Here is a 26,919-nt window from a genome sequence, read left to right on the forward strand (position 1 = left end):
GGGGCGGCTTCCGCCGTTCCCGTCAAAGCTCTCATCCGCTGATTGCCGTCGCGGCTCGTTCTCCAATGAGGCAAGCTGCGTTGATAAACCTCCGCTCATTGACGTGCCTACAGCCGGCGCCAGCACCTCCCATTCGCCATCTGCTAATGTACCATTCGCAGGGGCCGTTACCGTGGGCTTTCCCTCTGCCGCATCCGGGAATAACTGCCGCAGCAGCTCCTCCCTATGATTGGCGATCAAATAGCGGGAAACGTCCCGTACATTGTGATATTCGAATAACAGCGTCTTCGGCAGCGAGGCGAACAGCTTGCCCATTCGGCCATTAAAATGGTTAATGACGATCGAATCGATGCCGTATTGCTCGAAGCTCGTACCGGCCTCGATCTGCTCTTCCGGCACGCCCGTCTCCTCCGCAACGACTCGGCTGACGAACCGCTCCGCTGCTTCTGTCATTCGGGCTTCGTCTACCGGAGCAGCGGCATGAGAGCGTGACGCCGCATCTGTTGCCGATGAAGGGGACTTTTGAACTTGTGACCCTTGCGTGAAAAAAGCTTCGATTCGGTCCGCTTGTCCCCATGTAACGAGCAGTTGAGGATGTCCGCTCCGAATCGATTGCCGCAGTGCCGACAAGCCGGCAGCGGCTGGCAAAGCGCGAAGGCCTGCTCTCGCCTCCAGCTCTTCCTGCTCCGCTTGGTCAAGCGTCATTCCGCCGGATTCCCAGAGCGGCCAGTTGAGCGATACCGTTACGCCGCTCCTCACCCCTTGCGAACGGAGCCGTTCCCGATGCTGCGCAAAAGAATCCATGAAGGCATTGCCGTAAGCGTAATCGCATTGGCCGACCTTTCCCGTCACCCCTGCAAGGGACGAGTAGAGCGCAAAAAAGCGTAACGGCTCATTTTTCAACGCCTCGTCCAATGCGATCGTACCCGAAACTTTCGCCGCCAGAACGGCCTCCGCATCTTCCTTCTTCTTCCGCATTACGAAGGCGTTCCGGTAATCGCCCGCGCTGTGTACAACGCCGCGAACCGGACCGAAACGCGAGCGGATCTCGGAGACGAGCCGGACCGCCTGTTCCTGATCCGATATGTCCGCCCGGTAATATTCGGCCTCCGCTCCTTGTTCGGCTAGCGCACGAAGCTTCCGCTTCCGGTCTTCATTCAGCTCCGAGCGACCGATTAAAGCAAGCTTAGCGCCGCCTTGTTCCGCCAAATGAAGAGCCGTCAAATAACCAAGTCCCCCCATGCCGCCCGTAATGAGGACCACGCCGTCTGTCTGAATTGCGTCCGCGTTATCGGATAAGGCTTCACCCGCACCGTAGAACCGAACGCGTCTTTTGCGGAAACGTCCTTCCCGGGCGATACGGATCTCCGTTGTTTCCTCTGTTCCATTCCCGAATGACTGGCCGCATTCCTGAATGAGCGCGCGATACAATCCGCTTGCATCGTTCTCCGCCTGCCGGTCGTACAACGATGAATCGATCCCGATGGAGACGAACGAATAATTCGGATTTTCCAGTTGAACCGATTTGGCGAAAGCGGCCGTTGCTTCGTCCTGAGGTGTTGCGCTGCCATCCTTAATGGGATGAACCCATGCAAACGACACTTTATAGAACGTCGACTTGTGCTCCATGCAGGCTTGAGTCAAATAGAGAAGGGAGCAGAAGCGGTCCGTCGCGCTTTGCTCCGCATAGCTCCCCTCAACGACCGGCCACAGCTGCCATACGTGCCGAGGCGTCAAGCCGCTATCGCTCACCGCCTGAGCAAGCCGGATGTAATCCTGCGGCGAATCCGGATTCAACTGCCAGCATCGTTCTCCGGCTTCGCGGAACGCCGTACCGGGGACGACGACGGCTGCGCGTACTGAAGAAGCAACTCCAACCTCTCGCAGCAATCGTTCGATTATGATTCCAGAGCCCCTGTCCTCCGCAAAAACGAGCAGATCGCCTTCCAGACTAGCCGTTGTTCCAGCTGCGGCTGACTGCTGCTCTTCCTCTCGAATCCAGTCGTTGCGCAGCATGACGAGGGCAGGAGCGTTCCCGTCCTCGTCCTCCTCCTTCCCGGCTAAGGCGCGAAGAAGCTCGGCCCCTTGTTCGGGCGTCAGCTCATGCTGCCGGACTTTATCTACGATTTCTGTCAGTCGAACACGGCTATTACTCATGTCGCTCCCCCATTAATTGTTGTACGGCTTCCTCCGTCTGTCCGCCGTTCCATACCCGCTGCAAGATATCCAGCCATTGCTCCTGTTGAACGCGTGCGACCGGTTGCCGTTCGATCGTCCGTGCCTTTAAGCCGTGTACGACGATGCCGACTCTTCCGGTTTCGTCCGCAATTCGAATGTTAAGCTTGCCGTCCTGCCGGGTTGTCACGGCAGCAAGCAGCGTTTCCTTCTGACGAAAATCACCGCGAATCAGCAGCTCGTCCATCGATACTGGCACATACACATTCGAACCCGTTGCTGCCGAGCTTTCATTCCAGTCCGGTATGGACTGCAATGCCGCTTCCAGCAGTTCGATCGGCAGTTGTACCTTCGCGTTCTCCGAATCGCTAGCCGCTTCCGTGCGGAAAGACAACAGCACCTCGCCATTGCCGCTAGTCAGTTGGATACGGTTGTGTTTCTTCCGTCCTGGCATGGACGAATCGCTGACAACTGCAGCTGCACTTGGTCCCGTCATCCGCTTCGGATTCAGATCAGCCCATACCGCCCCTGACAACTCCGGTTCAGCTTCCCTCGACTTCATCCAGCCCCGCGTCATAACGGTCGAACGCCGCTGGCCTTCTTCCTCCAGCCGAACCTCGAACCGGATGCCGTCTGGGCTCATCTGCAGCATGGCGGCAAGCTTGCCCTGCATTGCTTCCTTAAGCAGAACCGGTTTTGCCCATTTCACGTCTGCAATCGAATATATAGATTGCTCCAGCGCGGCCGCTCCAGCGAACCTCGCCATCTCCAGCATTGCTGCGCCGGACAGGATCGAATGTTCCTTCGAGCCTCCCTGCCAAGCGGATGCACCGCCCTTCAAGGACGCCGTAAAGCGTGTTTGCTTGAACGTCGACTCATTGATCTCGACAAGTGGATGCAGCATTCGTACGGAACGCTCTTCCGTCTTCGCAAAGTGCATGTCCGCAATATCCACCCAATACCTCTCGCGGGCAAAAGGATACGTCGGCAGCTGCAACCGCTTTGGCCGCGCCCCATTGTGCAGCAGGCTCCAGTCGAATGGAACGCCTGATACCCACAGCTGCGCCAGGCTGTCGAGCTGTCTGTTGCCGATGAGCTGCTCTACAAACTGCTGGCCTTCCGCACTGGCAAGAATTGCCCACGCGGTATCCGTCTGTTCGTTCACATGCCCCGAATATACGCCGGCGGCTTCTTCATTCGAACCTGCGTACTGTTCAAGAACGCGAATCACGGTCTGGATGTCGCTTGCAGAGAATGCAATCCGCTCGGTCATCGCTTCACGGCCGGTTTGCAGCGTATAGGCTAAGTCGCGAAGGCTGATTTCTCTGCAAACGGCATCGCCGGTATCGCCCTTCTTACAACTCTCCGAGTAAGAGCGGTCTGCCCTAAGCTTCGGCTCCAACGCTTCTGCCAGTTCGCTCAGCGAGCCGAATTCTGCCAGCTCGGCCGCTGACAGCTCGCTGTACGTCGAAGCATGAACGTATTCTGCGAAGGCGCCGGCTTGATGGCCGTCCTGCAAGTACGTCCGCACCGCTTCGCAGCGGTCCACTGCTTCAACCGGAACGCCGGTTACGGCTGACACCACTTCGGACAGCTCCTGCAGCAGCTCACTATGCTTTGCGCGCCCCGATATAGGCGTACCATCAATAACAGCAATAGACGAGGTCCGTACTCCAACCGGCGGTGACGCACCTTTTCTCAAATCGTCCGCTAACCGTTGAGCAGCTTGCTTCAACCGGTCTTTGTTACGGGCCGACAGCACGATCAGCTCCTGCTGGTCCGGATGATCCGTCCCCGCATGATCCGTACCGACGCCTGCGTTTCCGGCATATTCTTCGACGATGATGTGCGCGTTGGAGCCGCCGGCTCCGAAAGAGCTAATGCCAGCCCGTCTCGGAAGCTGCACTTTCGCGCCATTTACCGTCAGCACAGGTTGTTCCCAATCCGTAAGCGATCGCTGAACATAGAACGGCGTGTCGGCAAAATTAATATTCGCGTTCAGCTTGCCGGAATGGAGCGACGGCACGAGCTGCCGGCGGTTCATCTGCAGCAGCACCTTCGTCAGTCCCGCGATGCCAGCCGCAGACTCTAAATGGCCGATGTTCGACTTCAGCGATCCGATGGAACAGAAGCCTTTGTCCAAGGTGTACGCTTCGAACGCTTTGCTAAGGCCGGCGATCTCAATCGGATCCCCGAGCGGCGTGCCGGTTCCGTGCGCTTCAATGAAGCTGATCGTGCGCGGATCGATTCCCGACTGTTTGAGCGCCTCAGCGATGACTTCGCCTTGCGCAGCCGGACTCGGTACGGTATAGCCGTTCGTTTTCCCCCCATGATTGACGGCCGTTGCTTTAATCACTCCGTAAATCCGGTCTCCGTCGGCTTCTGCCAGCTCAAGCGGCTTCAACAAGACGGCACCGACGCCCTCTCCCGGCACATAGCCGTCTCCGCCTTCACCGAAGCTGCGGCATCTTCCGTCGCTGGAGACGAACGTCCCCCGGCTTAGAAGCACATATTTGTTCGGATGGATCGACAAGTTGACGCCCCCGGCAATGGCCAGCTGGCTCTCTCCCCGGCGGATGCTCTCGCACGCGAGATGGATCGCAGTCAAAGAAGACGAGCACATCGTATCGAGCGCAATGCTCGGACCCCGGAAATTGAAGAAATGCGACACCCGGTTCGCGATGGACGCGAACGAGGAAGCCGCCGTCACGGGATTGCCTTTCAAATGCTCTTCGGCGGCGAACAATTGATACTGTCCGTACATGACGCCTGCGAACACGCCCACCTTATAACGGTTTAATGAGTTGCGGGTGTAGCCCGCATCCTCGACCGTTCTCCATACTGATTCGAGGAACAGCCGCTCCTGCGGATCAATGCCTTTCGCATCCTTCGGTGAAATGCCGAAGAAGAGCGGATCGAAGCGGTCAGCCTCGTCGATAAATCCGCCCCATTTGCTATAGCTGGTTCCCGGCCGGTTCCGATCCGGATCGTAAAATTCCGGCGTCACGCTCCAGCGGTCCTGCGGAATTTCTGTAACGCAATCCTTGCCCTCGGCTAAGTTGCTCCAGAACTGCTCCAGCGTTGACGCCATCGGGTATTTGCCGTCCAAGCCGATAATCGCAATGTCGGTCATCAAGTGCCCCGTCTTCTTCCTATCGCTTGCATTCGCATTGCGCGCTGAGAATCGCGTGCGGGTAACGCTGGCAGATCCAGCAGATTCAGCCATTCCGGATTCCGAAATGGTCTCGGATGCAGCAGCTAATGGAACAGCTGCTTGCTTCGCCTCGCGAACCGGCTGCGGCATCAGGCGGGCGCTTATGCTCTCCGCATGCTGCTCAACCAAATAAGCGGCAAGTTCCGCAATCGACTGGTACTCGTATAACAGCGTCTTCGGCAATGGTCCGAACGCCTTCTCCAGCTCCTCGTTCATACGCACGATCATAACCGAATCGATGCCGTAGGACTCCAGCGCCGTTCGCACATTGATTCGCGACGGAGGCAGCTTAATAATGTCCGACAATATAGCGGTCACGAACCGTTCGGCAACGCTGCGCAGCTCTAGTTGTACCGTTGGCGCTGGAAGCGGTGATGCCGACGACGACGCATCAAGTGACGGCCTCACCGCTTGCGGTGTAACATTGTGCCGCGGCGAAACGGACGGGGGCTCTGGCTTCTGCTGAGCGTCACCTGTTCTCGCGATATCTCCAAGGATGGAAGCACGGATTCGGCTCGGATTACCTTGGAGCGGCAGCAGTTGCGTCAGCTTGCTGTTCAAGCCTTGCTCCAATGCCCGAATGCCTGCCGCGCTGCCGAGTGAACGGATGCCCATCGACTGCTCCAGCATGTGCTCCAGACGGCCATCCACCTTCATTCCGCCTTCAGCCCACAAGGGCCAGTTGACCGACAACGACCGTCCGTAACGAACCTGCTGCGACCGCTGCTCCGCGTAAGCATCCATGAACCGGTTGGCATACGCGTAATCGCATTGTCCAACGTTGCCGAACAACGAACTGATCGACGAGCAGAGAACGAAGAAATCAAGCCGTTCGCCGCGCGTCTCTTCATCAAGATAGACCGTTCCGTTCAGCTTGGGAGCAAGCACTTCATCGAACTGTTCCTTCGTCTTAAAGAGCAGGAACGAATCCCGCAAGACGCCCGAACAATGAATGATGCCGTCTATTGGGCCGAATGTTTCTTTCGTACTGCGAATGAGCGAACGGACGTCCTCGCGACTTGTCACATCGGCCTGCAGATAGACAACTTCCGAACCGTAAGTCCGGATGCTTTGCGTCAATTCATGTATCCGCTGTCGATCTGGCTTCGATCTTCCGGCGAGCACCAGCTTCACAGGCGCCGACTTCGCCAAATGACGGGCAAAAACAAGTCCAAGTCCGCCCATTCCCCCGGTAATCAAATAGACGCCGCCAGCCTTGACCGCCTGGGCTCCGGCGGCTTCCAGCACATCCGGACCGCACTCCTGCACGGCACGGACATACCGCGAGCCGTTCTCCCAGCGAATCTCTCGGACTTCCTCACCGTCATGCGCCGCCTCCAGTTCCGTACGGACAACTGCCAGCAGCGAACGCGCTGACTCAGTGTTCGCCGGCTCTTGTTCCTTCCATTCCACTAGCGTACAGCGGAACAAAGGATTTTCTTTGCGCAGCGAATGCATGAATCCGCCGACAGCGGCGTGCATCGGCATCGTCTCGCCAGCTCGCGTTGCAAAACCATAGACGAGATGAACCGGTTGAGTCAGCTTCAGCACCAAGTATGCTTTGCATAGGTAGAACAGAGCGCCGATTGAGGTATCTGCTTCTGACGCACTCGCCGTCTCAATCGCCAGGCCGACTGATTGCGACCACAGTTGAACGATTCGGCGCGGTGCTTCCCCTCTGCGGTTCAGCTCTTCCAGCAGCTTTTGGTAATCCTCTTGGTTAGATGGGTTGACTTCGTACCGGTTGCCGTCCAGCTGTTTGAAGCTGAACCCGGGATGCACGATGACCGCACCTTTCACAATCGGATCCGCCCACTGCTCAATCCCTTTGTGTGCAAATATTAATGTCGTTCCTTCATCCGGGTGCTCCCCCTGCTGCGCCGGCTTTGACCGAAGCCACACAGGGCGGAACAACATCGGCTCTGATGGATCCGCTTCATTAGACCGAGACTCGGCTCTCAGCGCCCCTTCTCCGCTTGAACTCGACGAACGTTGATCCAAGCGGAACGCAGCGCCTTCCATCTGTACAAGTACCCGGCCTTCCATATCAGCGAGGCGAATCGTACATTTGAAATCCTCCTGTCCGGTTGGCCCTCCGCCGCCCTCTTCCGATACAACCACGTAGCATTCGTTCGGCAAAGGTCCGGCAATGTCGATCCGGTCAACAGAATATGGCAGTCTGGCGGCAAGTCTGCCGCCAGCCGATTCGATAACTGCGGCTGCGGTTTGCAGCGCTCCGTCTAACAATGCGGGATGCAGACTGTATCCGTCTGCGCTGCTAATTTCCAATCGGGCCAGCGCTGCGCCATCCATGCGCCAAACCTCCTGGACCGGACGCATTGCTCCGCTGTACTGCAGTCCCGATGATTCGAACCGTTTGTAGAAATCCTCCCCGGATAGACGGCTGCCTTCCGCGAATCGGCTTCGAACGGAAGAAACAAACGTATCTTCCCAATTGCCGTTCGTGTTCGCAGGCGATTCCGCAAGCCGTCCGCTGCAGTAGATAATTCTCGCCCCGGTGCCAGGCTGCTCCGTATACGCTTCGAACAAGATATCGCCGCCTTCCGGCAGAAGCGCGAACCGGAGCTGCCGCTCCTGGTCCTCCAGCTTGAACGGCCGGTGCCATACGATATCCTCCAGCATGATGCCGTCCGTCTGCTGCCTTGCTGCGAATGAGAAGGCCGCTTGTGCCATGGCGACATAAACCGCTCCGGGCAACGTCCGAACCCCATCGTAACGGTGGCCTTCCAAATAAAACTCGCCGCCCTGGAACGTCTTCTCGAAACAAATTTCATCGAACGAGGAATCGTTCCGGTCCAGCAGTGGATGCAGCGAACGTGCTCCATCCGCAGCACCTGACAGACCGAATACTCGCTCTCCACCCATATCCAACCAGTACCGCTCGCGGGCAAAAGGATACGCTGCCAGCGCTACTGTATCGTAACGGGCGTTCTGATGCAGCAGTTGCCAATTCACCTTCGCGCCGGCTGCCCAAGCTTGTCCGAGCTTGGACCAATTGCGTCCGTCAATTAATAAGCGGGCAAATTGCTCCCATTCCGGCCCCTCCAGCAACTGGTCCAGCATGCCGCCTGAAGTTTCCGTATTGCCTGCGAACCACTGGCCTGTGCGCCCTTGACTGAATTGCCGCAGCTGCTCCAGCAGTTGTCCAGCTGACTGAACGACCCATGCACAGCGCGCATTCATCTCTTCTCGGCCAAGCTGCAGCGTAGCGGCAATTGCCCGAAGCGTGTAACGCTCTTTCCCGGGACCGTTCAGCCTTGATTCCAGATCATCCGCCAACCTTGCCGCATAAACGGCTAGCCGCTCTTCATTCTTTGCTGATAAAAGGATCAAATGCGGTTCAGACTTCTCTCCATGCCCGTTCGATTGGCTTGCGCTCTGCACGTATTCCTCTACGATAAGATGCGCATTGGCTCCGCCTGCACCGAAGGAACTGATGCCTGCCCGCCGCGGCAGCTCCTGCGCGATTCCATGAGAATCCGCATTCGCTGCTGCATATCGCGGCCATTGCTCCAACTGGCGCTGGACATAGAAAGGAGTCGAGCCGAAATCAATATTCCGGTTAAGGCTCTCCGCATGCAGGGAAGGAACGAGTTCGCCATATTTCATCTGAAGCAAAACCTTCGTTAAAGCTGCAATTCCGGCAGCCGATTCCAGATGGCCGATATTCGATTTGACGGAACCGATGGCGCAAAACTGCTTGTGCTCCGTATAGACTCCGAACGCCTGCACCAATCCGCCAATCTCGATCGGATCGCCAAGCGCCGTTCCGGTACCGTGCGCTTCGATGTAACCGATTGTCTCCGGATGAACGCCGCTTCGCTTCAATGCGGCAGCAATAACGTCCGACTGTGCACCGGGATTCGGAACGGTATACCCGTTCGTCCGGCCTCCGTGATTGACCGCAGAGCCGCGGATGACGCCATAAATCCGGTCTCCGTCGGCCTCCGCCCGGCTAAGCGGCTTCAGCAATACAGCTCCGACGCCTTCGCCTGGCACATAGCCGTCGCCGCCTTCGCCGAAGCTTCGGCATTTGCCTTCGCTGGATGCGAACTTGCCCTCGCTCAGCAAGACGTACTTGCTCGGATGAATGGTCACATTCACCCCGCCCGCCAGCGCCATCGTGCATTCGCCTCTTCGAATGCTCTCGCAAGCCAAATGCACGGAATAAAGCGAAGACGAACACATTGTATCGACGGTTAAGCTCGGCCCGTGCAAGTCAAAGGTGTACGAAACCCGGTTCGCGATCGAAGCGAAGGAAGAATTGACGTCGGCCAGTTTGCCCTCGGCTAACGCTTCGGCGCCGAACAGTTGGTAATGGCCGTACATGGCCCCAACGAATACGCCGACCGATTCGCCTGCCAGCTTCGTGCGCGTGCAGGCTCCGTCCTCCAGCGTCTCCCACGCAACCTCGAGAAACAGCCTCTCCTGCGGATCCATTTTCTCGGCTTCCCGGGGCGATATTTGGAAAAATAACGGATCGAACTTATCGACATCGTCGATAAATCCGCCCCATTTGCTATATACGCCCGTTTTGTTCCCAGCACTGCCTGTCCACTTCTCGTAGTCCCAGCGGTCCAGCGGAATTTCAGTTATGCAATCGGCGCCGCTGCGAAGATTGTTCCAGAACTGCTCTATATCCCGCGCTTGAGGATAACGTCCGGCTAAGCCGATAATCGCGATCGGCTCATCCATTCCTTCGCCGCGGCTATACGGCGGCCGGTGATCCGGCAACCGCTTCTGCAACTGCCTGTATGTTCGAACCGGCATTGCGGATTCTGACACTGCAGGCACCGGCTTCTGCTGCACTGCGGGCTGAATCGGCTTGCTCCTGCTGCCTTCCCCGAAGAGAGAACGCAGCGTATCCGAATGTTGGCGCACCAAATAATCGGACAGCGCCGATAACGTCCGGTACTCGAACAGCAGCGTTTTGGACAGCGGACCGAACTGTTTCTCCAGCTTGGCGGTAAGCGACAACACCATAACCGAATCGATTCCGTATTTGTCGAGCGGCTCCGATCCTTTGATCGAATGCAGCGGAATGCCTGTCTCCTCGGACAGCACATCCTTCAACATTTTCTCCGCCTGTGTTGTCAAATCGGTACCGCTAGTTTCGGAAACTTCCGGTTCTTGTTGCTCCGTCACTCGAAGCACGAGCTCCCGCTCCTCTGGTGAGAGGATGCGATCCTCGCTATCCCCGCTCTCGAGTCCGTCCTCAATCCGCTTCACGGAAAGCCGCTCCAGCCGAAGCAGAACCCGGCCTTCTTCATTCACAACCGTAATATCGAATGTTCTCATCGTTGATCCGAAGCTGTTATCATCGTTTCGCGCAGCGATGGCCCAGCAGACAGGTGTCAGCTTTTCGTGTAAGGTCACCTTCTCCACATGGAAGGGCAAATATTGCCCGCTATCTGCTGTCCCTGCTCCGTCCATCAACCCGATGACCGCTTGAAGAGCTCCGTCGGTCAACGTCGGATGCAACCAATAGCCGCCCTGTTGACCTTCTTGAATGGACGGCGGAAGCTCCAATCTGGCAACCGATTCACCATCGCCGACACGAAGCTCCGTAATCGCCCGCATGCTTGGACCATATTCGATCCCGCGGGCCGACAGCCGTTCATAAATGAGGCCGCTGCCGATTCGTTCCGGGCAGCGCTCCATTACTTCTTCTAATGATAGGGTCATCGCCGCTGGTTCGCCTTCTAGCAGCCGGATCGTTCCGAAGCCATGCACAACTTTGCCGTCCGGTTCTTGTGCGGTGTACACTTGGAACTCGACATCCGGACCGTTCATATAGAGTCCGATGCTCGTCTCCAGAGGCTGATCCCCAACACGAAGCGGTTCCTGCCAGACGACGCTTTCAAGTCTGCGAATGTCCGTACCTGCTCCGAATGCGCCCGCGGCCCTCGCCATTTCCATAATAGCAGCGCCGGGAACGACGAATTGGCCGAGAACCTGATGATCCTCGACAAAGAACATGTCCTTGGTTAATAAAGTCGTATATTTCTGCTCGGTAAGATCAGAGGTGTTGCGGTGGACCAGCGGATGGAGGACGTCATAACGAACGGAACTATCCGTTCTCGTTTGCCGTTCTTTTCGCTTGATCCAATGACTGATTCTTGCAAACGGATAGCCGGGAACCGGAATCCGCTGCGCCCTGTCCGCACCTGCATCATACAATCGGTGCCAATCCGCTTGTCCGCCGCCGATCCATTTCTCCAGCAGATCGAAGACAATCGTGCCCTGCTTAGCACCATCGCGCCCAATAGACTCCGCTTGAGGCAAAGGCTCTCCGCTTACATACAGTCCGTTCGTTTGTTCCCCTGTCTTGCTGAAACGTTCCAGCGATACGGACGCTTCCCGCAAGTTGGAGGTCCACAGCGCCAGGCGGTCTTCCATCGGCTCGCGGCCCAACTGCAGCGTATAAGCAATGTCCTTCAAACCGTATCGTTCACTCGCATCTTCGGCATCCGGCTGGCTCCGCAGCCAAGCCGCTATGCGGCCTGCATATTCGCGCAGCCTTTCACGGTCCTTCGCTGAGAGCACCAGCAGCACTGGTTCGTCCGTCGTTGGCCGGCCTGCTGCAGTTCGTTCGTACTCTTCAATAATAAGGTGGGCATTGGAGCCGCCCGCGCCGAACGTACTAATGCCCGCTCTCCGAGGATGAACGGCCGTTATCCCGCCCGTAACCGTTACCGGACGTTTCCACTCGCCCACCGTCTGTTGGACATAGAACGGCGATTGACCGAACGGGATTGCCCCGTTCAGCTGATCCGAATGGATGGAAGGCGCGAGCTGCTTGTGCTTAAGCTGGAGCAGCACCTTCGTAATGCCCGCAATGCCGGCGGCAGATTCCAAGTGTCCAATGTTCGATTTGGCCGAGCCGATCGGACAGACGCCAATTCCCGGATGGTATGGGGCAAAGGCTTGGGTTAATCCTGCAATTTCGATCGGATCGCCGAGCGACGTGCCCGTGCCATGCGCTTCGATGTAACTGATCGTACGGGCATCGATGCCCGCCTGCGCAATCGTATCGGCAATCAGATTCCGCTGTGCGGCCGGACTTGGCACCGAGTATCCGCTTGTCTTGCCGCCGTGATTGATCGAGGAGGCTCGGATTACGCCATAAATGTAATCGCCGTCCGCTTCGGCTTGCTTGAGCGGCTTCAGAAGAATAGCGCCGACGCCTTCGCCCGGCACGTAACCGTCGCCCCCTTCGCCGAAGCTGCGGCAGCGGCCGTCGCTGGATGTAAACCGATGCTCGCTTAAATACAAATACTTGTCAGGATGAATCGTCACATTGACCCCGCCCGCGACCGCCATGACGCATTCACCCTTGCGAATGCTGTCGCACGCAAGATGAATAGCAGTTATAGAAGACGAGCACATCGTATCAAGTGCCATGCTCGGACCTTGAAAATTAAAAAAGTACGATACACGGTTCGCAATAGAAGCATAGATCGAGGAAGGGTACTGCGTTTTCCCTTCCCCTCCGTCGCCATGCATCTGATACTGCCCCCACATGACGCCGGCATAAACCCCGATTTTCTTGCCCGAAACGGCAGAACGCGTATATCCCGCATCCTCCATCAGATGCCAGACCGTCTCCAGAAACAGCCGTTCCTGAGGATCCATAATCCGCGCCTCATGAGGCGTAATATGGAAAAACAAGGAATCGAACTTGTCCACGCCGTTGATGAAGCCGCCCCACTTGCTGTTCGTCCGCCCGTCCTTGCCCGGCTCGGAATCGTAATAGGTCCGGTAATCCCAGCGGTCTGCCGGAATTTCCGAGATACAATCTCTTCCGTTCTTCAAATTGTCCCAAAACTGCTCCACGTCATCAGCCATCGGATAACGGCCGCTGACGCCGATGATCGCGATCGGCTCGTCTGCTAGCGCAGAAGAACGTTCAGCCTGAGAAGGCAGCGGCAACTGCTCCTGTTTGACAGGTAGAGCGTCGATTATGCCAAGACGCCCGGTCATTTGCGCCTCGTCTCCGCATAGAACGACAGCCTGTCCCAAGCCTAGGCTTAGAATTTGCTCGAACGCTTCCAGTCCGTCATTCGTCTCTAGCGGGACGAACCCGAACGAGTTGCGGATCGCATCTTCGGTTGATCGGTCGACTTGCATGCCGCCTGACCGCCAGAGCGGCCAATTGATCGCCACGGCTCGGCCCGAACGTTCGCCGCGGGCGGCCAGCCAGTTTCTCCGCTGTGCGAATTGGTCCATGTATCCGTTCGCGTATGCGTAATCGGACTGGCCGATATTGCCGGCAACGGCCGATAACGAAGAAAACAGCACGAACAGATCAAGCGGCTTCCCTCGAAGCGCTGCATCCAGTCTTTCCGTTCCATATAGTTTGGGAGCGAATACTTCCGCCATGCTCTCCACGTTCTTCGAAGAAGCGAACGAGTCCCGGAGAACGCCAGCGCAATGGATGACGCCATGGATCGAGCCGAACGCGGCTTCCGCCGCAGCAACCGCTCTTTCTGCTCCCGCATCCTCGGCCAGATCCGCTTGCACGTAGCAAGCGTCTCCGCCCAACTGCCGAAGCTCGTTCAGTCGGACTGGCCAATCCGCTGGTGCCGCCGAACGGCCGGACAGCACGACTCGGGCTTGACAGGACGAGGCGAGATGGCGGGCGATAATCCACCCAAGTCCGCCTAATCCGCCCGTAATCAAGTACACGCCAGCTGGCCGCAAGGAGCTTGCCAGCTCTCGATTCCCGTCCCGCTTATCTAGCCGGACAAGCCGTTTGACGTAACGGATGCCTCCTTCGTATCGGACTTCGGTTCCCCCGTGAAAAGGAGTATTCAACTCAACCAAAGTAAGGCTCGGCCATTTCGCAGCGGCTCGCTCATCCAGCTCAAGCGAAGCATACGGATAGCGGCGGTCCTCGAGCGCAAGCGACTTGGCATAACCGCCGAATGCAGCCGCATGCGGCTCTGCAAGCCCGCCGAGTGCTGTAGTCAGGTAAAGAACTCTCATTGGCAGCCTTCTAGCTGCGAACGTCTTCGTGATGTGATGGATCGAGTAGATACCGGTCTCAAGCTGCTCTGTCAAATGGCTGTTGCTCGCGGAACCGCTGCGCCATGACCACATATGTACGATACGATCCGGCTTTAGGTTCCTCATCTCGAGTTCGTCTAACAGTCTGCCGTAATGGTCCGCATCAGACGGATCAATCTCGAATTCGTCATCGCCGTCGACACGGAAAGTACGGCCTGGCTTGACCAGAATGATCGAGACGTCCGCTATGCGTACCGATTCGGCATGAGCCGCCAGTTCTTGCAGCCGGTTTCGGTCAGACGCAAGCAACAGCAAGCTGCTGCTCCCCTGAGCAGCAGCTTCTGTTCCACCAACTTGTGGCAGTTCCTCGGCTATCCATTCAGGTGTGCACAGCAGAGTGCGCGCTTGAACCGACGGCAGACGTTCAGCCGCTGCCGCCGCAGCGGCCTCGGCAGTTGACTCGCTCAGCGACTTAACCTCTTGCTGCCCTTGCTGTTCACGCTCCGCCACAACCAGATGAGCGCCATATTCCGACTCCAGATAGTCCGCTAGCGATGTGACAGTCGGGTATTCGAACAATAGCGTCGGATAAAGCTGCACCTGCAGCTTTTCCTCGAGAACACGGACCAGCCGCAGCAGATCGCCGGAGTCCATTCCCTGCTCATAAAAGCCTTCATCCAGGCGAATCTGCGCCGGACTCTTGCCAAGCAATTGGCCAATCAGCGTGCGCAGCTGTTCAGCCAAATTCGCATCCGAACTATTGCTGTCCGTAACAGCGCCTGCTCTCTCAAGCTCACGGTTGCTGTTCGTTCCGGCAACCGTCACTTTAGCAGTAGCATCAATCGAGTCCGAGTCTGCTCCGCCCAGCAATTGCTGCATGTAGGATGCGGAACGGATTTTTTTGATCGCCATCCGGTTGAAAACCGCTACTTGAACGCCTTCCTCGTTGTACAGTTCGATATCCGAGTAAAGCAGATCGTTAGCCGACAGGCTTACGCTGCTTCTAGGAACATAGACGTAACAAGTTTCGTTGCCTAGTCTTCCCGATGTCCGGAACGACTCGATGACGAGCGGGATGAACGGCTTGTTGAAGTCTTCCTCCCGCAGCTGGCCGGCATCTTTGAAGTAGAATAATCCCGGAACGAGCGTCGAGGAATCGAGAAAAGCCGGATGTAAGTGGAAGTAAGGGGCATATTGCCCCGCCAATTCACTCAGTTTCAATTCAGCGAGACGGCTATCGCCGCTTTCATAGACGGTCCCAAGCCCTTTCATGAACGTATAATGATCGATCTGCATCCGGCGGGTGAAGGAATACGCCTCGTCCATATCGGTGATGCGGGTCGCCTGCTGTTTAAGCAGCGCCACATCAAGACGTCTGCCCGAAGCAGGCGGGACTCGGTGCACCTCGCAGCGCAGGTTGGTGGTCCAAGCGGCGTCCAGCACGTCCTGCCCCTTCACCCTGCGGCTTTCGACGATAATCGTGCCGTAAGGATCAAGAGGACTGACCGTAATCCGGACCTCCTTGTCGAATGCTTCGCTTGTGGCGAGCGCCTCCTGAAATACGATCTGACCAAGCTCCAATTCCTTCAAATCGAACGCTTCATCCGCCAGAACCCGTACAATCATATCCAGATAGGTTACACCGGGCAGTATGCGTACTTGATGGACCCGGTGGTCCCTCATAATTAAATCTTCATTCGAAACGCGCGTGCGACAAACGATCGGTTTCAACATTTTCATCGGATCACCCGTTATATGAGAAATTCTATTGAATACGTTCCATTTGCAGAAAAGGAGCTGGTACGTCCTGCTGCGGTTCCATGCGATGTTCATGCCTTGCAGTTACAGCTGGCTCAGATTGCTCCGGCTGTACCCAATAACGCTGACGGTTGAACGTCACGGCCGGGAGCGGCTGTCTTACAACCGCATAATCGGCGTCAAACGTGCGCTGATAATCACTGACGATGAGGTGCGCATTCGTTCCTCCGAAGCCGAACGAACTAATGCCCGCACGCCGAATACCGTTCCTCGGCTTCCAATCTTGAAGCGCCGCAGCCGGGTAGAAAGGCGATGCGCTGAACTGAAATCGCGGATTCGGCGTTTCGCAATGGAGCGTGGGCGGAATCTGACGGTTGCCTAGCGAGAGCACAACCTTAATAAGACTGGCTATGCCAGCCGCGCTTAACAGATGTCCCACGTTCGTCTTGACGCTGCCGACTGCGCAATATTGATTCTCTTCCGCTGCGGAGCGGAACACGGACGTCAGCGCTCTTAGTTCGATCGGATCGCCGATCATCGTTCCTGTTCCATGCGTTTCCACATAGCTGACCGTCGAAGGATCGATGCCGCCCTTAGCCATCGCATCAGCAATAACTTCCTGCTGTGCTGCCGGGTTCGGCGTCGTGACGCCCATCGTCCGGCCGTCGTTGTTAACAGCCGAAGCATCGATTACGGCATAAATCCGGTCTCCGTCCCTAACCGCACGGTCGAGCCGCTTGAGCATGACCGCTCCGCAGCCTTCTCCCGGCACGAAGCCGTTCGCTTTCTCGTCGAACGTATGGCATCGCCCGTCCGGCGACAGCGCCTTCGCTTCGCTTAGGATCAAATAAGGCTTCTCGTCCAGCAAAATATCGACGCCGCCCGCGATAGCGAGCTCGGACTCGCCAATGATCAAGCTCTGGCAGGCCAGATGAACGCTGACGAGCGACGAAGAACACGCTGTATCGACGACCAGGTTCGGACCTTTCAAGTTATAGAAATGGGCTAAATGAGCCGCGATAAAATTTTGTCCGATGCCAAGTATTGTCCCTTTGGTAGGAAGACCTAATTTCGGCGCAAAATCGCCTGCCCGCGAACCGACGAACACGCCTACCTTGCGGCCCGACAGCTCCTTAGCTTCGTAGCCGGCATAGCGTATCGTATCAGTGGCAACCTCAAGGAATTGGCGGATCAGCGGATCGAACTGCTCCGCCTCCTGCTCGTTCAACCCAAAGTAAGCCGGATCGAACTGCTCGATTCCGTCGATGAAGCCGCCCCATTTGCTAATGCTTTTGCCTCTCTCGTATTTCGGGCTGTACAAGCGGTCCGCTGGCCAGCGGCTGGCTGGCACTTCCGTAATGCTGCACGTACCAGAAGCCAAGTTGCGCCAGAACTCGTCCACATCCTTCGCTCCTGGAAAATGGCCCGCCATGCCGATGACGGCAATACGCGTATCCTGCGTCGAATCCGTCCCGTTCAACGGGCGAGCAGGTGTTGCCGGGCTTACGGCTGCAAGCCGCTCCGCTAAAGGTTGATCTGCTCGTTCCTTCGCTGATTCCTGCGCCGATATCGATGCCGGGATTCTATCCAGAGCTTGTTCAACCTGTTGCCGCATATCTTGTATATCCGCATGGGACGGCTCTTGCTCACGCGGATGGGCTTGCTCATCCTGCTGCCCGGCTACGTATTCCTCCTCGGAAAACGAATCCGAATCCATAGGACCGATCTGACCCGCCAAATACCGGCTAAGCGATCCAAGCGTCGGATACTCCAGCAGCACCGTCGGATCCAGCTTCGTTCCAGCCCAACGGTCGATCGCACACACCATGTCGTTCAACAAGACAGACTCCATGCCGAAGTCGCCGAAAGGAGTGTCGGAATCCATCTTAGCCGGGTCCAGCCGCAGTCCTTCGGCGAACAGCTGCCTCAGCTTCGCCAGAATGAGCGCTTCGCCGCGATGTTCGCGGGATGACGATGCGGCTGCCGCCTGATGCGGACCAGAGATGCCGGAACCGGACGGCTCTGCGGGTTTCTTGACCAGCAGCCAACGGCCGCAGTCCAGCTGTTCTCCGCTCGCGGCCATGCAAGGAATATAAGTAGCCGCGGCTTGCTTGGACATGACGGCATGAAGCATCGACAGCCCTTCTTCCGTCGTATGGGTCAGCAGACCGGTGCTCCGGTAGCTTCCGCTTTTTACTTCACCCATGCCGACTTCACTCCAGCTAGGCCAGTTGATCGAGCGGAAATACGTATTCCCTTGGGCATGCTGATAAGCAGCAAAATGGTCCATATACGAATTCGCTGCCGCATAATCGCTCAAGCCGGACGCCAGCTCCGGAATGACAGCCGAAATGGATGAGAACAAGATGAAATAAGATAGCCGCTCGCCTTGAAGCAGCTCATGCAGAATGTGAAGCCCTTCGGTCTTCGGCTCCATTACCGTCGCGACTGCCTGTTCTTGTTTATTAATAAATGCCGGATGGTCGTTCCGGTTCGAGCCTGCGCAGTGAATGACGCCGCCAATGCTGCCCCATTGATCCCGGATATGATGCAGGAATCCTCCCAGCGCCGATCGGTCGGTCAGGGGTCCGCTATACAGCTCGACCTCCGCTCCCGCCTCTTCCAGCCGCATTACCAGCTCGATTCGTTCCCGAACATGACGGTTTGCCTGCTCCGCAAGCGGCAGCCGATCCCATTCGCTTCGCGGCGGCATCGGCTGAAGGCCCATCAATACGAGTCTCCTCGCCTTATTCGCAGCCAAGTGCTTGGCGATTTCCGCTCCGATTCCTCGGAGTCCGCCGGTAATGACAATCGGACGAAGCGGATCCGCTTGAATGGAAGCCAACAGCAGGCTTGCCTCTCCTGCAACGCCCGCTTCTGCAGCCTCGGTTACGACAGGTACGTAACGCTGCCCTTTGCGGTACACGGCTTCGCCTTCCGACTGTGCCGATTCCCACTCCCGGCTTATGATGCGATGGAGTGCGGCGCCTGACTCTTCGCGAATAACGAAGTCGATATCGACCGTCGTCGAGTGTACCTTAACGTACTCGGCTCCCAGCATTTTCGCAAAGCCGGCTGTCGCTGCTCCTGCCATCGTCGGCCGCTCCGTCTCTAGAGCCTGCAATCCGTTCGTCAAATGCAGCAGCCGGAAAGGCTCATGCCGCCGGTGAATAAGCATCGTTTGCAACAGCGCTCTAATCCCGCTTTTCCCGGTATCGCTGTCTTGACGCCCGTCATACAGATCGGACATATCCAGCAAGCCTGTCACGGGATTAGCTTGAACGATTCGTTCAGCCAATGCTGCTCCTTCTTCCACGGAAGCAGGATTAAATATGAACTCGCTTGAGGAATCCGCTAAAGTGCCTTTCCCTTCTGCTCTAACGACAATCGGCGATCGTTCGAACCGAATGCCGGCAAGCAGCCGTTCGGACTCCTTATTGACGATCACAACCGTGATACCGCGAATCGGTTCGGAAGCTTCTCCCGTCCACTCCGACGGAAGCCACCTTTTTTGCAGCACATAAGCTGTCCGCTTCTGTTCGAAAGTTGGAATTCGTGCAGGTGCAGGCGTCAGCAGACTGACAGCATTCGCAGCGGTTGAAGATACTGATACCGCAGGAATCCAGTACCGTTCTCTGGCAAAAGGGTACGTCGGCAGCGACACCCGTTGCCGGCGTACACCGCCATGCAGCCGCGCCCAATCGATGCTAAGCCCCGAAGTCCACAGCTTCGCGATCACATCCAGGTCGCCTTGCGACAGGACATGCTCCTTGAAGGCACTGCCGGCTTCGCCTTGCAGCAGATCGATTCTCGCCTTGCCGCTTCGGATATTGTCTTCGTATACGCCTCTGCCGCTATTGCCGCCTGCATAGGCTTGCAATTTAATCAGCAGATCGTCAAGATCATGTGCGGCGAAAGCCGCGCGTTCTTCCAGTTCCGCCCGCCCGATCTGAGTTGTGTATGCTATGTCCGCTAAGGATACGCGGCGTTTCGGCATCCATTCGGTTGCTGCCGCTTCTTCTGGAGCGTGTAACAGCATGTCCGAATGCGGTGTACTCGGTGCCAGAAGCCGTTCCACGATCGTGCGTATGGATGCGGCCGCCAGCATGTCCGTAGGGGATACCGTAACTGCCAGCTCGCGGCCAATCTCTTCCGACAGAGCAGCACAGTCATGCGGATCAAGTCCGTATTCCGCGAGCGGAACGCTCGTATCCAAACCAACCGGCGCAATGCCGATTCGGCTCGCGATCCGCTGCAGCAGCATGTCTTCCGTCAACTCGACGCCAGCGGTTGCCGAATCGAGCGGCTGTCCTGCTTGCGGACGCGCAATCGTTCCGTTGCGCTTGACGCCACCCGAATCCGCAGCCAAATGCACAGCCAGCCGCTTGGCATATTGCCGCAGTTGCTCCTTGCTCTTCGCGGAAAGTACGACAAGCTGCGGCCCTTCGTTCGTGACGGATGCCGTTGATTGAGCTTCTGGCGGAATATACTCCTCCAGGATGACATGCACGTTCGCCCCGCCCGCCCCGAAAGAGCTGATGCCGGCTCTTCGCGGATATTCGGTTCGAATGCCGTCCTCCTCGATTACCGGACGCTTCCATTCCGACGCCGTTCGCTGCACGTAGAACGGACTGTTCGCAAAATCGATGTTCGGATTAAGCCGCTCCGCATGGAGCGAAGGCACGAGCGTCCGGTGCTTCATTTGGAGCAGCAGCTTCGTCAGTCCCGCTATGCCTGCCGCCGATTCCAAATGCCCGATATTCGTCTTGACCGACCCAATCGCACAAAACTGCGTCTCATCCGTTCCTTCGCGGAAAGCTTTCGTCAGACCGGTAATTTCGATCGGATCGCCGAGCAAAGTACCTGTCCCGTGCGCTTCGATATAACTAACCGTTCTTGGGTGAATGTTCGCCTTACGCAGCGCCTTCGCCACGAGACTCGCCTGGGCGTTCGGATTCGGAACGGTGTAGCCGTTCGTCTTGCCCCCGTGGTTAACCGCTGCGGATTTAATGACCGCATAGATCTGGTCCTGATCCCGGATCGCGTCGGACAACGGCTTCAACACGACCGCGCCTACGCCCTCGCCCGGACCGAAGCCGTCCGCTTGATCGGAGAACGTGAAGCATTTGCCGGACGGTGAAATCATCCGCATTTGCGACAGCCATACGAACTTCGATGGATGCAAATACAAATTAACGCCGCCTGCAAGCGCCATGCGGCAATCCCCGTTCCATATGCTGTCGCACGCCATGGCGACTGCCGACAAGGACGATGCACAAGCCGTATCCACCGGCATGCTTGGCCCGTCGAAGTTCATGACATACGATACCCGGTTCGCAATCGACCACGGCATCGATAACGGAATAGATCCGCTATGCTGGCGCCACAAGTCCGGACCGAACAGCGAATAGCTGTTGGTCGTCACGCCGACGAATACGCCGACATTCGCGCACTTGCCGCCGCCGGTCGATTCCAGCAGCGTTTGAGCCGAATAACCTGCATCCTCGAACGCAGACCACGCCGTTTCTAGAAACAGTCTCTCCTGCGGGTCCATCAGCTCAGCTTCCTTCGGAGACAGCTTGAAGAACAACGGGTCGAATTTATCGACGTCATCGATAAATCCGCCGGACTTGCAATACATCGTTCCTTCCGCGGACCGTGCTGGATCGGCATCGTAGTAAGCCCCCGCATCCCAACGGTCGGTTGGCACGCTGGATACACAATCCGCGCCCCGGACGAGGTTGTCCCACAGCTTAGCTAAATTGTCGGCGTTCGGATATCGGCCAGCCGCTCCGACTATGGCAATATCCTGCCTTCTGAATGCTGCATCGTTCTCGCTTTCATACGCATTCATTGGTGCTTCCGCTCGATGAGGCAATCCCTCAGCATGCCGTACCGGTGTGCCGTCAGTTTCCTCCGTATGAAGCACTTCATCCGTACTTTCCATCGCGCTGGCCGCTTCGGCCTGATTGGAGAGCAGCAAGCCTAGCAGCTTGGCAAGCTCTTCACTATGATGCATGACAAGATAGCCGCTTAGCTCTAATACGGTAGAGTATTCAAACAACAGCGTCTTCGATATGGGACCGAGCGCCGACTCCAGACGTGCATTCACATGATGGATCAATATCGAATCAATCCCGAACTGTTCGAATGGGGCACTCGGATCGATATCGGACTCCGGCAATCCCAATTCGGCAGCGAGCATGCCGGTCAGCAGATCCTTAGTCCTGCCCAGCAACTCTGTATTTCCTGTCCGAACGCTGCCTTGGCGCGACTCAGGCTTACTAGAATGATGATTCGAACTCAATTCCGCTGTTGCCGATTCGCCCGCAAGCTTGCTTGCCTCGTAATTCCGCGATATTATGGCACGAATCCGATCCGCATCTCCATAACTGACGAGTGCCTGATGTCCAGATGCAGTTGCCATCAACGTATCGAGCGCCAGCATCCCTTCGCGGGAAGGGAGTATCTCTTGAGCCGTCGCATCCCGGTAACGGTCCGCCTCCCGCTCGCCGATTTGAATGCCGCCGTCCTGCCAAAGCGGCCAATCGATGGAGAGCGTCCTTCCCGAGCGATCGCCGGCCTTCCTCATTTCTTCTCTCAATTCGGCAAAATAATCGAGGAAGCTATTGCAGTAGGCATAATCGCTAAGTCCAATATCTCCGATAACACCCGATATGGAAGAGAACAGAAGAAAGAAATCGAGCGCTTCACCGCTTGCCGCATCATCCAGATGCACGGCACCGGCAGCTTTCGGCGCTATGACTGCTTCGATTTGCTCCCGCGTTCGCTTATAGGCGAACCCGCTTCCGTATATACCGGCACAATGAATGATGCCGTTCAACTCGCCGAACTGTTCTTTCGCATACTGGACTAGCCGCTGTGTCTCTTGCAGCGATGAGACGTCAGCCTGCACGTATACCGCTTCCGATCCAAGCCGCTTAAGCTCATCCAACCGTTCTGCAAGCTCCTCTTTCCATGCCGAACGTCCAGCCAGCACAAGCTTAGCTCTCACCTGAGAAGCGATATGTCTGGCTGTCATATAACCAAGTCCGCCTGCCCCGCCCGATATGAGATAGACCCCGTTATTCTTGAGCCGGATCGACGTGCCTGCATCGATGCCGGATGACTCCATTTCTTCCGCTGACCGTTCGAACCAATGTCCATCCCGGAAGGACATTTCGCATCCAGCTGCGTTCTCATACGAAAGCGCTTCGGCAATCATTTCGGCTTTGCCGCCGTCCGATAAGACGGGCGGATGCTCAAGCAGCGTGTACCGCAGCTTAGCGTTCTCCTGCCTGAGCGTACGGAACATTCCTGCGGCGGCAGCATGCGCTGGCCATTCCTGTCCTTCCTTCGCATACAAATAAAGAAGCCGGACAGGTCCGGCTTGCTTCAGTGAATAATATGCTTTTGTCAACGCAAACAACGAGTGTATGCCGCGATTCAATTGTTCCTCATCGAACGGATGGCTCATAACTTCTGCATTGGCGGTTCGTCTCGCCCAGTTATGGATGATCGTATCGCAGCCGATCCCTTTCTGTGTCAGTTGTTCCAACAACAGCGCGAAGTCGTGCTCGTCCGATGGATTAATTTCGTAACTCCATTCCCCCGTCTGTCTAAATGGTCCGCCTGCCTTAACCGTCACAACAGCACCTGATCCTATCTTGGCGCGCAGCGATTCCGCAAGTGCTTCAGTATCGTCCAATAAGATGACACTTCCCGCCACCGGCTTAACGGAAGCTGAAACAGGGTGTAAGCTAGCGGCTTGCTTCCATACCAATTGGTGATACAACGTTTGGTACCGCACTGTTTCTGCGGCCGTATTCATTCCTTCTGCCCGCTGCTGCTTGTCCTTCTGCTCCCACCAATGCGATTGGCGCTTGAAGGAATAGACCGGGAGCGGCACTTTCTTCGCTCCGTAGAATGGCAGCAGCCTGTCCCAACGAAGCCTCCAGCCGCCCAGCCATAACTGCGTTGCGAACTTCTTGAGCGTTTCCAACACGGGGACGGTCTCATCCGCATGATAGAATAACTCCCCGCTGGACCCGCCGCAGGTTCCGATTGTTACCATCCGAATTTGCATCTCGCCATGCGTCTCGCCCGTCTGGTTGCCATTCCATTCCTTCGTCAATTGCCCGATCCAATCAGCAAGGCTGACGATCTCCGGTACGGATCGGTTATGCTGCTTGAGGAGCGTATATTCGCGTTCGCGATTGATCATATGAACCCGGCTGTTCATATCGGAGACCGTATCTGATAGGGCCGTTTCGTTTTCCGTCAGCCAACCGACCGCCGTTTCCTTGGACACGATCCCGTCCTCTACTAAATCCGCTAGCTCCTCCAGCAGCGGATCCGAACCTTCCGAGCGGATGGTCAAATCCCACTTGCGGTTCAACTTGCGGAAAGAGCTTAACAGAATCAGCCCTAGTACCCGGTCGCGATTGCGATGGGCAGAGTCCGAGGCAAGCCACGGATTTGGCCCCGACACAAGCTCGAACAATGAACAACCGAATGCAGCCGCGAATGATTCCTCCCACTCCCCTACGAACTTGCGGAAAGTGAATTGATTGCCGATCAGAAGCCGCGATTTATCCATCCATTCCTGCAGCAAAATGCCGAAGCTTTCATCCGTTCCGATCCCATGAACAAGCTTCTGCAAGTAGCCTTCTTGGAACGAGAACCGTTCCATCACCCGATCGTTCACCCAATCATAGAAGTCGGATTCCGGTCTCAACAGCTTAATATCGGAAATTTCCATGCTGCCCGACAAGAATGCGGCTGCCTGCTCTGCTTTTACCATACCGCTATGAGCTAATGCCGCCCACACGCCGGATTGCTCGCCGGTTATCCGGTCGACGGTCAACCCGGAGCTCTTCCAAGCTTCAAGAAGCGCGTATGCGACAACGAATGAGAACAACGGGCGGGCGTTTTCGTCCCATACATCGTCCTTGAATCCATTCATACTTTCTCTTCCGAGACGGTTCTTCACCAGCCCCGTTACACTCGCCAATTCCTGCCGGAAAGAAGCACTGTGCCGGGACAGCTGTCCCGCGTACCGATACCCGGTCCATTGAAGCTCTCCGATCCTTAAGCAAGTGAGGCGGTCGGAACCGCGTTCCGCCAAGCTGGCTTGCGCGGTCTTAAGAAAATGTTGAAGCTCTTCTGTGTTCCGTACGCATGCGGCAATCCGCCGGCTCATCGCGGTACGGCCCGTCAGCAGCGTGTAAGAGATATCCCGCCAATCGGTATCGCGCAGCTTGCCGCTTTCCAGCCATGTTCGCCACTCTTCCATTTGCTGCCCTAAAGCCTCGTCCGTCTTCGCGGACAACACAAATACATGAGGCTCCGCCGTCGATACCGGCGGCCGTCTTGATCCTCTGCGCGCGACCGCCTTCGGCGCTTCCTCCAGCACAACATGCGCGTTGACGCCTCCGAAGCCGAGTGAGCTGACGCCTGCCAGAAGCGGCATCGTCCCGCCAGCAGCCTCCCAAGGAGACAACTCCAACGCTACCTCGAATGGTGAACGCTTAAAGTCGATAATCGGATTCAAATGCTTCACATGAAGAGACGGCGGAATTTGCCGGTGTTTCATCATGAGCAGCACCTTGATGATGCCGGCCACCCCGGCGGCCGCTTCCAAGTGGCCGATATTCGTCTTGATCGAACCGATCTTGCAATATTGCGTCCTGTCCGTAAATTGGCGAAACGCTTGCGTCAGCCCTTCGATTTCGATCGGATCGCCGAGCGAGGTGCCCGTTCCGTGCGCTTCGACGTAAGTCGTCGATTTCGGGCTGAGGCCCGCATCCTTATAAGCGCTTAAGATCATATCCCGCTGAGATTCGACGCTTGGCGCCGTGATGGTAAGCGATCTGCCGACATGGTTGACGGCTGAGCCTTTGACAATGCCATAGACATGGTTGCCGTCCCGGACAGCGTCTTCAAGACGCTGCATGAGCACCAGTCCGACGCCATCTCCCGGCACATATCCGTCCGCGTCCTTATCGAACGTCCGGCATACGCCGCTCGGGCTGAGCATTCTTGATTTGGAGAAGGCGATATATTTCCAAGGGTGCAGGTTCAGATTGACGCCGCCGGCAATCGCATAATCGGACTCGCCGGAACGCAGGGAACGCTTGGCTTCATGTATAGCAATTAACGATGAGGCACAGGCTGCATTCAGCGACGAGCTCGCACCCCGCAGTTGAAACACATGAGAAATGCGGTTCGCAAGCATCCCTTCGTAATTGCCCAAGCAGGCATAGCTCTCGACATCTGCATTCGCCGAGAGTGCCTCCTGCTTGTAATCGCCGGTCATAACCCCGATATAGACGGACGTAATCTTCTCCTGCAGATCCGTCAGCGCAACGCCGGAATCCTCCATGCAATGCCACGCTTCTTCCAGAAGCAGCCGCTGCTGAGGATCCATGTTACGGGCTTCACGAGGCGAGATCTGAAAAAACTGGTTATCGAACTGTTTCACTCCGCCGATTTGGCCGCACCACTTGCTTACGCTTTTGTTCGGCTCGTTCGGATCGGGCGAATAATATTGGGCAGTGTCCCACCGGTCCTTCGACAGCTCCGTTACCGAATGGACGCCGCCGGCCAGATTGTCCCATAACGATTCGTAATGATCCGCACCCGGCAGACGACAGGCGATGCCGATGATGGCAATGTCCGGTTGAAGGTTGGACTTTCCTATGCGATCAACAGCCATACTTTGCCTCCTATGTATCGATCAA

2 protein-coding genes and 1 pseudogene are annotated in these 26,919 nt (G+C 56.7%); all 3 read right to left on the reverse strand.

Annotated elements, in window-relative coordinates; genetic code table 11:
- Positions 1 to 249: 249 nt before the first annotated feature.
- Positions 250 to 2,157, reverse strand: a pseudogene (locus PKO01S_RS29745) (beta-ketoacyl reductase); the annotation flags it as partial.
- Positions 2,150 to 16,252: an SDR family NAD(P)-dependent oxidoreductase gene (locus PKO01S_RS04625; RefSeq protein WP_127530134.1), complete on the reverse strand. Its 14,103-nt coding sequence runs from the start codon at positions 16,250 to 16,252 to the stop codon at positions 2,150 to 2,152. The gene PKO01S_RS04625 and the pseudogene PKO01S_RS29745, both read right to left, overlap by 8 nt.
- Positions 16,185 to 26,894 carry an SDR family NAD(P)-dependent oxidoreductase gene (locus PKO01S_RS04630; protein WP_127530135.1) on the reverse strand — a complete coding sequence of 3,570 codons (10,710 nt, stop codon included), beginning with the start codon at positions 26,892 to 26,894 and terminating at the stop codon, positions 16,185 to 16,187. The genes PKO01S_RS04625 and PKO01S_RS04630 overlap by 68 nt, the downstream gene beginning before the upstream one ends.
- Between the last annotated feature and the right edge of the window lie 25 nt (positions 26,895 to 26,919).

It is taken from the genome of Paenibacillus kobensis NBRC 15729 (genome assembly GCF_004000825.1).
GTDB classification, from domain to species: Bacteria; Bacillota; Bacilli; order Paenibacillales; family Paenibacillaceae; genus Paenibacillus_T; species Paenibacillus_T kobensis.

Coding starts and splice junctions, on each gene's coding strand:
- PKO01S_RS04625 (WP_127530134.1), bottom strand. CDS start 16,252: ATGAACATCGCATGGAACCGCAGCAGGACGTACCAGCTCCTTTTCTGC.
- PKO01S_RS04630 (WP_127530135.1), bottom strand. CDS start 26,894: ATGGCTGTTGATCGCATAGGAAAGTCCAACCTTCAACCGGACATTGCC.